This window comes from Sphingomonas sp. FW306-05-A, from assembly GCF_058782275.1.
In genome coordinates this window covers 1,155,735-1,169,333 of the sequence record NZ_JBYSXN010000001.1, presented here as the reverse complement: position 1 = coordinate 1,169,333, position 13,599 = coordinate 1,155,735, and the positions used below count along the sequence as shown (strand labels likewise).

Here is a 13,599-nt window from a genome sequence, read left to right as displayed (position 1 = left end):
GGGGATGGGCAGTGCGTCAATCGGATAAACCCGCTACCCTCCTGCCCCAGCAAAAGGACGACACATGATTCGAGACGACATCAAGGCTGCATTGATCACCGCGATGAAGGGCGGCGACAAGGCTGGCACCGCGACCCTCCGGCTGGTGCAGTCCTCGATCAAGAACCGCGACATCGAGGCGCGCGCGCCGCAATCGCGCGAGGGCAAGGCCCCGGACGACGACAATGTGCTCGTGGTCGAGGTGTTGCAGAAGATGATCAAGCAGCGCCGCGAGTCGATCGAGATGTACGTGAAGGGCGGACGCCAGGAACTGGCGGATGCCGAGAGCGCGGAAATCGCGGTGATCGAGCAGTTCCTGCCCGCACAACTGGACGAAGCGCAGACCGCGGCGGCGATCGAGGCGATCAAGTCCGAGCTTGGGGCTACGGGCATGAAGGACATGGGCCGCGTGATGGCGGAGCTAAAGGCGCGCCATGCGAGCGAGATCGACATGAGCAAGGCGAGCGCTGCGGTGAAGGCTGCGCTGGCGTAATGGACGAGGGCGCGCCCCTTCTTCCTCCCCTCCCGCTCGCGGGAGGGGACCGAGGGGTGGGCGCGCGGTTCAAACTAAGCCGACCGACTGCCGAAGCGCGTGCCCTGCGTAATGCGGCGACGGTGCACGAAGTTTTGCTATGGCGTCATCTGCAGGGGCGGCGTTTGAACGGGCTGAAGTTCATTCGGCAAATGCCGATCGCAGGGTATAAGGCTGACTTCGTATGTCGCGCGGCCAAGCTGGTCGTCGAAGTTGACGGGAGCCAGCACGCGGACGCTATGCCCTATGATGAAGCCCGGACCCGTGCGATCGAACGCGCGGGATACCGGGTTATCCGGTTCTGGAACAATGATCTGACTTCGAACATGACGGGCGTATTGGAAATGATTGCTGACGCTGCGCTTCGCGGAGAGCGCGCGCCCACCCCCTACCCCCTCCCGCGGGCGGGAGGGGAGGATTCGGGGCCGATCGATCCCGATACGGGGACGGCGGACGCATGACCCTATCCCCCCAATTCCTCGACGAACTCCGCAGCCGCACGCTCCTGTCCGGCCTGATCGGCAAGACCACCAAGCTCCAGAAGGCGGGCCGCGAATGGCGGGCGTGCTGCCCGTTCCACAATGAGAAGACCCCGAGCTTCTACGTCAACGACGACAAGGGCTTCTACCATTGCTTCGGCTGTTCGGCGCATGGCGACGCGATCCGCTGGATGACCGAGCAGCGCGGGTTGCCGTTCATGGATGCGGTCAAGGAACTCGCCCAGACCGCAGGCATGGAGCTCCCCGCAATGGACCCGCGCGCCGCGGAGAAAGCGGAAGCCGCCAAGGGCCTCCACGAAGCATGCAGCGATGCCGCGACCTGGTTCACCGAGCAGCTCGACGGTCTCGCCGGCGCGACTGCGCGCGGGGTGCTCGCCAAGCGTGGGATCAAGCCCGAGACCGCGCGGACCTTCGGGCTCGGCTTCTCCCCCGATTCGCGCGGGGGACTCAAGACCGCGCTCAAGGACTATGGCGATCCGCTGCTGATCGAGGCCGGGTTGCTGATCAAGGTCGACGACAAGGTCCCGTACGATCGCTTTCGTGGGCGACTGATGATCCCGATCCGCGATCCACGCGGGCGCACGATCGCGTTCGGTGGCCGCATCATCGGCGACGGCGAGCCCAAATACCTCAATTCCCCCGAAACCCCTTTGTTCGACAAGGGCCGCACGCTCTACAATCTCGATCGTGCCGCGCCCGCCTCGCGCAAGACGGGGCGCGTGCTGGTGGTCGAGGGGTATATGGACGTGATCGCGCTCGCGCAGGCGGGGTTCGGCGAGGCGGTCGCGCCGCTCGGCACCGCGCTGACCGAGCCGCAGCTCGAGCGGCTGTGGCGGTTGTGCGAAGTGCCGATCCTGTGTTTCGACGGCGACAGCGCGGGGCAGAAGGCGGCTTTGCGTGCCGCACACCGCGCGCTGCCGCTGCTCCAGCCGGGTCGGAGTCTTGCCTTCGTCACCCTGCCCGCGGGTCAGGATCCCGACGATCTCGTCCGCGCGCACGGCCCGGGCGCGTTCGAGGCGTTGCTCCAACAGACCGAACCGCTGGTCGACCGGCTGTGGAAAAGCGAACTCGCCGCCGAACCGCTCGACACGCCCGAGCAGAAGGCTGGCCTCAAGGCGCGGCTCGCCGAGCTCGCCAAGACGATCGCCGACAGCAACGTCGCGCACGAATATCAGGCCGAGTTCCGCACCCGCTTCGACGAAGCGTTCCGCCCCCAGCGAAAGGCGTTCGAACCCCGCGCGCCGTTCCAGCCATTCCAGCGCGGCAAGCCCGGCAAACCGTATAAGGCGCCGCATCTTCCCGTCGGCGATGGTGTCAAAGCGGTACGGACCCGCGGGATCGACCCGATCCTCGCCAAGGCGGTGTTGGCCGGGCTGATCCGCCATCCGGCGGAAATCGCACGGCATATGGAAGTGCTTGGCAGCCTCAAACTCGCCGACGACGCGCTCGGGCGGTTGTTCGAAGCCGTCGTCGATCTCGCGGTCGAAGACCATGTGCTTGATAGTGACCGGTTGCTCACCATATTGGCTTCATCCGGATTTGACAGTATCGCGCATGATCTGCTGCGACCCGACCGATTGTCGTGTTCGTTCACGCAGAAGGATGCCGAGCCGGCCCGGGCGCGCGAGGACCTCGATGAGGCGATCGCGATCCTGGTGGCGCGACCCGAAGTCGACGCCGCGCTGGCTGAGGCGACCGCTGCCATGCAGTCGGACTATTCGGATGAGGCCTTTGCCCGCCAGGTGGCGTTGGTGAAGGAAAAACAGACGCTCGACGCGCGACTTGCAAATCTGGTGCAGTCGAACGAAGACGCAAGAAGCTTTATGACCGAGGGCAGTTGATGGCGAAGACGGATATGGCGGACGTTGCGGATACGACCGAGTCGAGCGACGCACCGCTGATCGATTTGAACGATGCTTCGATCAAGAAGGTCATCGCTCGTGCCAAGAAGCGCGGGTACATCACCTATGAGCAGCTCAACGAAGCGCTGCCGCAGGGCGAGATGTCGTCCGACCAGATCGAGGACATCAGTGCCGCGCTCAGCGAGATGGGCATCAACATCGTCGAGAATGACGAGCAAGGCGAGGACGGCGACGAGCCGGCCAAGGCCGAGGACGACGATGATGCGGAGCCGGTAGACGCGTCCGAAGATGCGGGCCCCGCGCTCGACGTCAAGAAAAAGGAAGTCGTCGACCGTACCGACGACCCCGTCCGCATGTACCTGCGCGAGATGGGTGCGGTCGAGTTGCTCAGCCGTGAGGGCGAAATCGCCATCGCCAAGCGGATCGAAGCCGGTCGCGACACGATGATCCTGGGTCTGTGCGAATCGCCGATCACCTTCAACGCGATCATCGACTGGTCGACCGCGCTCAACGAAGGCACGATGCAGCTGCGCGAGATCATGGATCTCGACGCGATGCTGTCGAAGGACCCGGCACCCGAAGCAATGGCCGAAGCCGAGGATGGCGACGGCGAGATTTCGGAAAAGAACGCAGGCCCCTCGTTCAAGGAAGAAGCCGAGCCCGAGGAACCGTCGGTCGACGATGACGAGGACGGCGAGCGCCGTACCCCGCGCGCTTCGGACGATGAGGAAGAGGATAACACCCTCAGCCTCGCGCAGATGGAAGAGCAGCTTAAGCCGATCGCGCTCGAACGCTTCGCCAACATCACCGCGCTCTACAAGAAGTTCTCCAAGGTCCAGCAAGCGCGTCTCGACGCGATGGCGGGCGGCGGCGAGCTGTCGAATGCGGACGAGAAGAAGTATCACAAGCTTCGCGAGGAACTCACGGCGGAAGTCGAGAGCGTCCAGTTCCACAACGCCAAGATCGAATATCTGGTCGACCAGCTCTATGCCTTCAACCGTCGCCTGACCGCGCTGGGGGGCCAGATGCTGCGCCTCGCCGAGCGTCACAAGGTGCCGCGCAAGGACTTCCTCGACCGCTACATCGGCCATGAGCTCGATGAGCAGTTCCTGCCGAGCGTCGCCAAGCTCGACAAGAAGTGGACCGCGTTCGTCACCAACGAGGGCGAGGCAGTCGATCGCATCCGCGTCGAGATCAGCGAGATCAGCCAGGCGACCGGCATGGCGCTCGGCGAGTTCCGCCGGATCGTCAACATGGTCCAGAAGGGCGAGCGCGAGGCGCGTATCGCCAAGAAGGAAATGGTCGAGGCGAACCTGCGGCTCGTCATCTCGATCGCCAAGAAATACACCAACCGCGGTCTGCAGTTCCTGGATCTCATCCAGGAGGGCAACATCGGCCTGATGAAGGCGGTCGACAAGTTCGAGTATCGCCGCGGTTACAAGTTCTCGACCTATGCGACCTGGTGGATCCGTCAGGCAATCACCCGCTCGATCGCGGATCAGGCGCGGACGATCCGTATCCCGGTCCACATGATCGAGACGATCAACAAGCTGGTCCGCACCAGCCGCCAGTTCCTCCACGAGCAAGGCCGCGAGCCCACGCCCGAGGAAATGGCCGAGCGTCTGTCGATGCCGCTCGAGAAGGTCCGCAAGGTGATGAAGATCGCCAAGGAGCCGATCTCGCTCGAAACGCCGATCGGCGACGAGGAGGATTCGCATCTCGGAGATTTCATCGAGGACAAGAACGCGATCATCCCGGTGGATGCCGCGATCCAGGCGAACCTCAAGGAGACGGTCACGCGCGTGCTGGCGTCGCTGACGCCGCGCGAGGAGCGCGTGTTGCGCATGCGCTTCGGGATCGGGATGAACACCGATCACACGCTCGAGGAAGTCGGCCAGCAATTCTCGGTGACGCGCGAGCGTATTCGCCAGATCGAAGCCAAGGCGCTGCGCAAGCTGAAGCACCCGAGCCGCAGCCGCAAGATGCGGTCGTTCCTCGACCAGTAAGCACCGTCCGACGACGACAAGAGCGGCGACGATGGAGCAAACGCCATCGTCGCCGTTTCTGTAATTGCATCCATTCTGGCGGCAATCGATGGCGCCGGCGGCGTGAACCAGCGATCACCGCGCAATGCGTGCACCGCCGTCCTTCTTCGCTGATCCTGCCGAGCCCTGGGCCGGTCAGGACATCGTAACATCCTCCATATTGGTCCGGCATTTTGGCGTGTGGGGACAACGCGCCTTGCACGCGCCGGTCACGATCGTGCAGCATAACCGACCGCGGCATGTTCTCGTGTCGATCGATCACTGGAATGCGCTGCTTGCACGGGCCGCATCGGGGATGGCTTCAATGGCCGGCGCGGACGATATGATCGATGCGGTTTCCGATCTCGTGATAGCGGCGGACGCAGCAGGCATCATCGCCGCCACGAGCCGGACCGCGCGCGCGCAATTCGGCACCCTCATTCAGTGCGGCCAACGATTGGAGGGTATTCTGGCCGCGAACGACTATGCGCTGGTGCGGGACGTTCTACGCGAGGGACCGGCTGCGGGACTGGAAGTCGTGGTTCGCCTGTCTTCCCTCACACCTCCTGGCAGAACGATCGGTTGGACGATCGTTCGGTATGATGACGGGGTAGCGCTGATCGGGCGGGACGATGGTGCGGCCATCCCCTGATTTGCAGCTCGTCGGAGATCCGCTGTCCCCGGGGTCCCGAAGTGCAAATTGGCCGAACCCATGTCTGGTCCTGTGAAGATCATGACCTTTCGGGTTCTGGCCAAGCGGATCCACCAAAGTATTTCGTCGACGATCGCGTGCTTGGCAGCCGCAGTTCCTGTTCGGTGCAACTCAACGCCGGAACCACCTTAAGTCTCTGTTGCGCATGACAATTTTATATACTCTCGGGTCCTCTGGCATTTATGCTTTTCGGTACCGTTCATGGCCGTGCGTTGGCTCGTCGGGTCTACGCCAAGTCCTGCAAGTCGCTTTAAACAAAGTGTTTACGATCTTTGGTTTAGTTGTTCCTCCACAGATGTGCCGCAGCACGCGTGAACTGCCCACGCGGAACCGGCACGAGGACTTGTCAGGACCCATGCCAACCCGATCGCCAGACACGCCGACACAGGATGAAGGTGCGCTTGGTATCGCTCAGCTCGCCGCAAACGACGGATGTGCGGGCCACCCGTTCCTGGTTCGCCTGAGCGACGCGACCGCCTGGGCGTCCGCGCGCGACCTTGCCGATGCCATCCACTGCATCTGTGCAGCGCACGGCGGCGCTACCGCGCTCTTCCTGTCTGCCACCCGCTGTCCCATCCCCGGTGCCGACCAGTCCTGGCTGGTCGCTGCGGCAACCGCGTTCGCGGACGAGCGGGCGTATCTCGCCGCGCTGACCGCCGCGGTCGGTCCCCTGCCCTCCACGCCGGGTCAGGCGCAAAGCGATGGCGCGTTTGCGGCCATCCGCCACGCGTTCGACATGCTCGCGACATCACAGCGCACCGGATGTGCCACCGGCGCGGCGATTGCTTTGCTGATCGACTGGAAAGCCTTTCGACGAATTTTCGACACCGCAGCCGAACGGCTCGGCATCGCCGCTGCGGTCAGCGCGCTGCCCGACGAAACCGTGGTCATCGCGGCCTATGCCTCGCCCGACACCCCCGCAGCGGCGCTCCGCGCGATCCGCTTCGGTGCGCAACAGGCCTTCGCGCAACATCGCGGGCTGCTCGATCTGATCGAGGCCCGCGCCGCGGCACGCGATCGCCAGTAGCGGCTTGCACTTCAGCGGGCTTTGCCTCTATCGCCGTACCCGGAATTCAAACGGACGGGATCGACCGCAATGAAGCGCTTCGAAGGCACGCAAGGCTATGTCGCCACCGCTGACCTCAAGGTCGCGGTCAACGCTGCGGTTACGCTCCGCCGCCCTTTGCTGGTCAAGGGCGAACCGGGTACCGGCAAGACCGTGCTCGCCTATGAGATTGCCAAGGCGCTCGATGCCGAGCTGATCGAGTGGAACATCAAGTCGACCACCAAGGCGCAGCAAGGGCTGTACGAATATGATGCGGTCGCCCGCCTGCGCGACGGCCAACTGGGCGACGAGCGCGTCCACGACATCGGCAATTACATCCGTCGCGGCAAATTGTGGGAGGCGTTCACGCGTCCCAAGCCGCCCGTCCTGCTGATCGACGAGATCGACAAGGCCGACATCGAATTTCCCAACGATCTGTTGCAGGAACTCGATCGGATGGAGTTCCATGTCTACGAAACGCGCGAGACGGTGCGCGCGGTCGAACGGCCGATCGTCATCATCACGTCGAACAACGAGAAGGAACTCCCCGACGCCTTCCTGCGCCGGTGCTTCTTCCACTATATCAAGTTTCCCGACCGCGACACGATGCAGGCGATCGTCGACGTCCATTTCCCCGGCATTCAGAAGATCCTGGTCAACCGCGCAATGGACATCTTCTACGACGTTCGCGACGTGCCGGGGCTTAAGAAGAAGCCGAGCACGAGCGAATTGCTCGACTGGCTGAAGTTGCTGCTCCACGAGGACATGCCGCTCGACGTGCTGCAGAACCGCGATCCGACCAAGGCAATCCCGCCGCTTCATGGCGCGCTGCTCAAGAACGAACAGGACGTGATGCTGTTCGAACGCCTCGCCTTCATGGCGAAGCGGCAGCAGAACAAGGGCTGACTTTCGAGCCGGCGCAGCCTGCGATGCATCGGCTGGAATTGCCAAACGCCCCACGGTCGGGGTAACCTTTCGTTATCGACTGGCCGTTACGGAACCCTTGGGGGCATCCGTTGGGATACGAGATGCGTAGAGCGACATTCATCTTTGCAGGATTGAGCGCGGTCGCGATGGCGGTGCCGGCGTCTGCATCGTCGTTGCTCGACTATATCGGTCAGTGCGTCCCGTTCGCGCGTGCGGCTTCCGGCATCCAGCTGTTCGGTGATGCGTGGACGTGGTGGAGCCAGGCGGAAGGTCGCTACCGCCGCGGCGAACGCCCGCAGCCGGGCGCGGTGCTCGTCTTCGCGCGGACGGGTCGCCTGCCGCTGGGGCATGTCGCCGTGATCAGCCGCGTCGTCGATTCACGCGTCGCGATGGTCACGCACGCCAATTGGTCACGCATGAACGGCGAACGCGGCCATGCCGAACAGGACGTCACCTTGACCGACGTCTCCGCGTCGAACGACTGGAGCCAGGTTAAGGTGTGGTTCCGCGATAATTCGGGGCTCGGCGGATCAGTCTTTCCGACCTACGGCTTTATTTACGGAACGCGGACGACCCCCGGGGCGCGCGTCCAGACCGCCGCCGAGCTGACGGGGCGCAGTCCCGACTATGTCGGCGCGCTGATCGATTCCTACGCGCACTGATACGAGCATCCGAACGGGCACCGCCGCATCATCATCGCAGGCGGTGTCGCCGGAACCCACTGGACACCGAGCGAGCGCCGGTCCTAGCATGCCGTCATGTTTCTCACCTTTCTCGATGAGCTCCGCACGGCGGGGATCCCCGCAAGCCTGAAGGAGCATCTGCTGCTGCTTGAGGCGCTCGACGCCGAGGTGATCGAGCGGACGCCCGAGGATTTCTATTACCTCTCCCGCGCGGTGTACGTGAAGGATGAGGGCCTGCTCGACCGGTTCGACCAAGTGTTCGCCAAGGTGTTCAAGGGCATCGCCACCACCTTCGGCCAACCCGCCGCCGACATCCCCGAGGACTGGCTGCGCGCGGTTGCCGAGAAGTATCTCAGCCCGGAGGAGATGGCCGCGATCAAGGCGCTTGGATCGTGGGACGAGATCATGGAGACGCTCAAGAAACGGCTCGACGAGCAGAAGGAGCGCCACCAGGGCGGCAACAAATGGGTCGGGACCGGCGGCACCTCCCCCTATGGCAATAGCGGCTACAATCCCGAAGGCGTCCGCATCGGCGGCGAGAGCACGCACCAACGTGCGGTAAAGGTGTGGGACCAGCGCGAGTTCCGTAACCTCGACAGCACCCGCGAACTCGGCACGCGCAACATCAAGGTGGCGCTCCGCCGTCTGCGCAAGTTCGCACGCGAAGGGGCCGCCGACGAACTCGACATCGACGCGACGATCGCGGGGACTGCGCGGCAGGGCTGGCTCGACGTCGTGATGCGCGCGGAACGGCGCAATGCGGTCAAGCTGTTGCTGTTTCTCGACGTCGGCGGATCAATGGATCCGTGGGTCAAGCTGTGCGAGGAATTGTTCTCGGCGGCGACGACCGAGTTCAAGAACCTCGAGTTCTTCTACTTCCACAATTGCCCGTATGAAGGCGTGTGGAAGGACAACACCCGCCGCTTTGCCGAACGCACCCCGATGTGGGACGTGCTCCACAAGTTCGGGCACGATTATAAACTCGTGTTCGTCGGCGACGCGTCGATGAGCCCGTATGAGATCAGCCACCCCGGCGGATCGGTCGAGCATTTCAACGAGGAATCCGGCGCGGTGTGGATGCAGCGGCTGACCACGACCTATCCGGCCGCAGTCTGGCTCAACCCGATCCCCGAACAACAATGGGGCTATTCGCAGAGCATGCGAATCCTTCGCGAGTTGATGACCGACCGCATGTATCCGCTCACGCTCGCCGGACTCGACGAAGCGATGCGGGAACTGACCCGCAAACGCTAGATCAGGCGACCGTCAAATCGGTCGACAATGCCTGCAACTTGTCGAGATAAGATCGCACCAGAACCAGGCGCCGGTCGCGTGCCTCGACGGTAATGGCGCGGGCGGCGGCGAGACGTTCTGCCGTCACCCGGCGCTGATAAAAAAGACGGTCCGATTCCACGTGATCTACCCTCCGTAGCGACGCAACAGCCCCCCAGCCATCGCGAATCGCCTCGTTACTGCATGACCCATGGTACTGCATCGCACCATCGCCAATCACAGGTGTAGCCTTGAATGGTTACTCAATTACGACCAATGGAGTAATACTACGGGCGTCCGGATTGCGCCGTTCAATATAGCAGCGATTTTTGGCGCTGTTCGGACCAATGCGCTTCGTCCGTCGCCGTTATCGCTTCGAGATCACGCGGGGTCGCAGCGCTGTCATCGACCCAGGTGCGCAAGCCAGGACCGCCGTTGATCACGTCGATCGGCAACTTGCCGAACGCATATTCGTACGGGAAATCCCGCCACAGCGGATAATCGGGATACAGCCGGCGGATCGCCTTGAACGCCAGCGCCTGAAGTCGCCACGGCTTGAACGCTGCGTGGCGATAGGACGGACCTTCGGCGTGGATCTGCACGCCGTTGCACAAGTGATGGACATGCTTGTGGAAGGTCGGTTCGAACCAGATTTCGCGCAGGCGGCAGCCCTCGGTCCATTCGGGTGCCAGTTGGTGCATGTCGGCGATCACGGCGCGCGCGGCGATATCGGGGGCGCCGAACAATTCGAGCGGCCGCGTCGTCCCGCGCCCTTCCGACAATGACGTGCCTTCCAGCATCACCGTCCCCGGATAGGCACGCGCCATCATCACATTGGGGGCGTTGGGACTGGGGTTGATCCAGGTCCGCTCGGTCGGCCAGCCGAAGCCGGGCGCTGCATCAGGCTGCCAGCCTTCCATCGTCACGACCTGATAGTCGACGTCGAGCTTGAGCAGATCGACGAACCAGTGTCCGAGTTCGCCCATCGTCAGCCCGTGCCGCATCGGCATCGGCCCCGCGCCCACGAAGCTTTCCCAACCGGGGAGCAGGGTCAGCCCCTCAACCGGTCGGCCAACGGGGTTGGGGCGATCAAGCACCCACACCGCCTTGCGATGCTCGGCGGCGGCTTCGAGCACGTAGCGCAGCGTGGTGATGAAGGTATAGATCCGCGTACCGAGATCCTGCAGGTCGACCAGCATCACGTCGAACAACTCCATCGATTCCGCGGTCGGGCGGCGGACTTCGCCATACAGGCTGAACACCGGCATCCCGTAGGTCGGATCGGTGAAGTCGGGCGACTCCATCATATTGTCCTGCAGGTCGCCGCGCACGCCGTGCTGCGGGCCGAACATTGCGGTGACGTTCAGCCCGACTGCGATCAACGCATCGACCGAATGCGTCAGGTCGGCGGTGACGGAGGCGGGGTGCGCGAGGAGCGCGATGCGCTTGCCTTCGAGCGGCTTGCGCAAGGCGGGGTCAGCGAGGAGGCGATCGATACCGAAGTTCATGGGGCAAAATTCCCAAAAGTCTTGCTTCCCCGGCGAAGGCCGGGGCCCAGTCGCAAAGGTGGTCGTTGCCGCGCGCTGCGCCATGCGTTCGACCGGCTCACTCCTGGGCCCCGGCCTTCGCCGGGGAAGCAGAGCAGGTCAAGGGTGCGCTGGCACCGGCAGGGTTGCGATGAACGACGCGCGGTTGTGGAAATCAGGCGGGCCGGGGGCATGGGCAAGCGCCCAATAGGATTTGGTGCCGTCGGTTTCCTCGATCACCGCGGTGAGGCTCATCTGGAGCGGGCCCGGCGGGAGGTCGGACAGGTTTTGGCGAACCTCGGCAAGATTAGCGGACTCGCGATCAACATTTGGCGCGACCGACAACGGAAGATCGCAACCGCCCGCCCGGTAGGACTCGAACCGATACGCCGCCCATTGCGTCGAGGGGGAATAGTTGAACTCGAAATAAGCGTCCGACCCCGAAGGCGTGAGGAACAGCTCGCAGCAGGTGGTCTTCCACAGGCCGTCGGTGCGCGAGGGAGCCGCTCGGTCCGGAAGCGTCACGTGGTCAAGACCCTCGACGGTGAAGGTCAAAAGCAGTTCGTCGCCGTCCCGACGCACTTCCGCGCTGACCGATCGCACCACACTGGCCGGCCGGTCCGGATGCACGACCAACCTATATTCCTTCCCCGGCGAAGGCCGGGGCCCAGTAGCGGTGTCCGTCATGGCTGCGCGATCCGGTCGTACAGGTCTTCCCACTCCGCGTTGAGACCTTCAATCTCGCGGATTTTCCACGCCCGTTTCCACGACTTCATTTGAAACTCCCGCAAACGCGCTGATTCAATCACGCCATGAAGCTCGTACCAGACCAGCAGCTTGCAGCCATATTGCTTCGTGAAACCCGCAACGACACCTTCCCGATGCTCCCATGCACGCCGTGCGAGAGCGTTCGTCGAGCCAAGGTATAGCGTGCCGTTTCGCTCGCTCGCCATGATGTAAACATAGGCCTGCTCATCCATGACGACCGCCACCGCTCCTGGGCCCCGGCCTTCGCCGGGGAAGCGGGAGAGTTGCGGGGAATTCACACGGAAGCAACCGGCTGGCAAATTCGCCTCAAGATCGCTACATGCCGCCGTTCCCATGGCAACAACACTCCCCTCCCCGCCGAAGATCGGCATGGTCTCGCTTGGCTGTCCCAAGAATCTGGTCGATAGCGAGCGGATCCTGACCAAGCTGCGCTCCGATGGCTATGCCATGTCCCCCGATTATGCGGGCGCGGACGTCGTGCTGGTCAACACCTGCGGCTTCCTCGATTCCGCCAAGGAAGAATCGCTCGAGGCGATCGGCGAGGCGATCGCCGAGAACGGTCGCGTCATCGTCACCGGCTGCATGGGCAAGGAAGCGGAGATGATCCGCGCGAAGTTCCCGGGCATCCTCGCAGTCACGGGCGCGCATCAGTACGAAGAGGTCGTCGGCGCGGTCCACACCGCCGCCCCGATGCCGCCGAGCGCGTTCCTCAATCTCGTCCCCGAAAGCGGGCTCAAGCTCACCCCGCGGCATTACAGCTATCTCAAGATTTCGGAGGGCTGCAACCACCGCTGCGCCTTCTGCATCATCCCGAGCTTGCGTGGCGACCTCGTCAGCCGTCGTCCCGACGCGATCCTGCGCGAAGCCGAGAAATTGATCGAGGCGGGCACGCGCGAATTGCTCGTGATCAGCCAGGACACCTCGGCCTACGGCGTCGACATCCGCCACCAGCCGCGCATGTGGCACGGGCAGGAAGTCCGCGCGCACATGACCGACCTGTCGCGCGAACTCGGCAAGCTCGGCGCGTGGGTGCGGCTGCACTATGTCTACCCTTACCCGCACGTCGACCAGGTCATCCCGTTGATGGCCGAGGGGCTGATCCTCCCCTATCTCGACATTCCGTTCCAGCATGCCAGCCGCAACGTGCTCAAGCTGATGAAGCGCCCGGCGAACGAGACCAAGGTGCTCGAGCGGATCAAGAACTGGCGCACGATCGCCCCCGACATCGCGATCCGCTCGACCTTCGTCGTCGGCTTCCCCGGTGAGACCGAGGACGATTTCGCCTATCTGATGGACTGGCTGGAAGAAGCGCAGCTCGACCGCGTCGGCGCGTTCCGGTTCGAGCCGGTCGAGGGCGCGGCCGCCAACGATTTGCCCAACCATGTGCCCGAAGCGATCAAGGAAGAGCGCTATGCCCGCCTGATGGAACTGACCGCACGGATTTCGGCGGACAAGCTCCAGGCCAAGGTCGGTCGCACGCTCGACGTCATCATCGACGCCGTCGATGAAGAGGGCGGCGCGACCGGTCGGTCAAAGGCGGATGCGCCCGAGATCGACGGCGAGGTGTTCCTGCGTGACGCCGGGCATCTGTCCGTGGGCGATATCGTCGCGGTCGCGATCGAAGATGCCGACGAGCATGATCTTTACGGCGTCCCGACCGTTTGAGGGCAGCGCCCCCTTCCCTTGAGCGGCAGGACGGTGACATATCG

Annotated in this window: 14 protein-coding genes; 10 read left to right on the top strand and 4 right to left on the bottom strand. The window is 63.7% G+C overall.

The features are described from left to right. Positions 1-64 precede the first annotated feature (64 nt). The 9 genes from AC3WJR_RS05405 to AC3WJR_RS05365 all read left to right on the top strand — a co-directional run bounded on the left by AC3WJR_RS05405 (position 65) and on the right by AC3WJR_RS05365 (position 9,578). On the top strand, positions 65-532 hold the full coding sequence (locus AC3WJR_RS05405; RefSeq protein WP_354281566.1) for a GatB/YqeY domain-containing protein: 468 nt from the start codon (positions 65-67) through the stop codon (positions 530-532). Then, positions 532-1,032 (top strand): endonuclease domain-containing protein, encoded by a 501-nt coding sequence (locus AC3WJR_RS05400; RefSeq protein ID WP_492722936.1) that lies wholly within the window; start codon positions 532-534, stop codon positions 1,030-1,032. Before AC3WJR_RS05405 ends, AC3WJR_RS05400 begins: the two co-directional genes overlap by 1 nt. After that, on the top strand, positions 1,029-2,912 hold the full coding sequence (dnaG, locus tag AC3WJR_RS05395) for a DNA primase (protein ID WP_492722934.1): 1,884 nt from the start codon (positions 1,029-1,031) through the stop codon (positions 2,910-2,912). Before AC3WJR_RS05400 ends, dnaG begins: the two co-directional genes overlap by 4 nt. Further along, positions 2,912-4,939, top strand: coding sequence for an RNA polymerase sigma factor RpoD (rpoD, locus tag AC3WJR_RS05390; RefSeq protein WP_492722931.1), 2,028 nt, complete (start codon positions 2,912-2,914; stop codon positions 4,937-4,939). Before dnaG ends, rpoD begins: the two co-directional genes overlap by 1 nt. A gap of 124 nt (positions 4,940-5,063) precedes the next feature. Next, positions 5,064-5,609 carry a hypothetical protein gene (locus AC3WJR_RS05385; protein ID WP_492722929.1) on the top strand — a complete coding sequence of 182 codons (546 nt, stop codon included), beginning with the start codon at positions 5,064-5,066 and terminating at the stop codon, positions 5,607-5,609. A 415-nt stretch (positions 5,610-6,024) separates the two neighbouring features. Continuing rightward, positions 6,025-6,696: a DUF6975 family protein gene (locus tag AC3WJR_RS05380; protein WP_354281576.1), complete on the top strand. Its 672-nt coding sequence runs from the start codon at positions 6,025-6,027 to the stop codon at positions 6,694-6,696. Positions 6,697-6,765: 69 nt separating this feature from the next. Next, positions 6,766-7,620, top strand: a complete 855-nt coding sequence (locus AC3WJR_RS05375) for an AAA family ATPase (RefSeq protein ID WP_354281578.1) — start codon at positions 6,766-6,768, stop codon at positions 7,618-7,620. A gap of 122 nt (positions 7,621-7,742) precedes the next feature. Beyond that, entirely contained in the window at positions 7,743-8,303 is a 561-nt protein-coding gene (locus AC3WJR_RS05370) for a CHAP domain-containing protein (RefSeq protein WP_492722926.1), read from the top strand. Between the two features lie 96 nt (positions 8,304-8,399). Then, on the top strand, positions 8,400-9,578 hold the full coding sequence (locus AC3WJR_RS05365) for a vWA domain-containing protein (protein ID WP_492722924.1): 1,179 nt from the start codon (positions 8,400-8,402) through the stop codon (positions 9,576-9,578). A 1-nt stretch (position 9,579) separates the two neighbouring features. Here AC3WJR_RS05365 and AC3WJR_RS05360 read toward each other — a convergent pair whose 3' ends face one another. From AC3WJR_RS05360 to AC3WJR_RS05345, 4 genes are all read right to left on the bottom strand, one after another. Continuing rightward, the gene (locus AC3WJR_RS05360; RefSeq protein WP_354281584.1) at positions 9,580-9,738 is read right to left on the bottom strand and encodes a hypothetical protein; all 159 of its coding nucleotides are present in this window, start codon (positions 9,736-9,738) and stop codon (positions 9,580-9,582) included. Positions 9,739-9,907: 169 nt separating this feature from the next. Beyond that, positions 9,908-11,104, bottom strand: a complete 1,197-nt coding sequence (locus tag AC3WJR_RS05355; protein WP_492722922.1) for an exo-beta-N-acetylmuramidase NamZ family protein — start codon at positions 11,102-11,104, stop codon at positions 9,908-9,910. A 138-nt stretch (positions 11,105-11,242) separates the two neighbouring features. Then, positions 11,243-11,809 carry a DOMON-like domain-containing protein gene (locus tag AC3WJR_RS05350; RefSeq protein ID WP_492722920.1) on the bottom strand — a complete coding sequence of 189 codons (567 nt, stop codon included), beginning with the start codon at positions 11,807-11,809 and terminating at the stop codon, positions 11,243-11,245. Beyond that, complete coding sequence (locus tag AC3WJR_RS05345; protein WP_492722918.1) at positions 11,806-12,261, bottom strand: GIY-YIG nuclease family protein; 456 nt, start codon at positions 12,259-12,261, stop codon at positions 11,806-11,808. The genes AC3WJR_RS05350 and AC3WJR_RS05345 overlap by 4 nt, the downstream gene beginning before the upstream one ends. On the opposite strand from AC3WJR_RS05345, the gene rimO reads away from it, so the two are divergent. After that, the gene (gene rimO, locus AC3WJR_RS05340; protein WP_492722916.1) at positions 12,224-13,555 is read left to right on the top strand and encodes a 30S ribosomal protein S12 methylthiotransferase RimO; all 1,332 of its coding nucleotides are present in this window, start codon (positions 12,224-12,226) and stop codon (positions 13,553-13,555) included. The two genes, AC3WJR_RS05345 and rimO, sit on opposite strands and share 38 nt — an antisense overlap. The last annotated feature ends 44 nt before the right edge of the window (positions 13,556-13,599 follow it).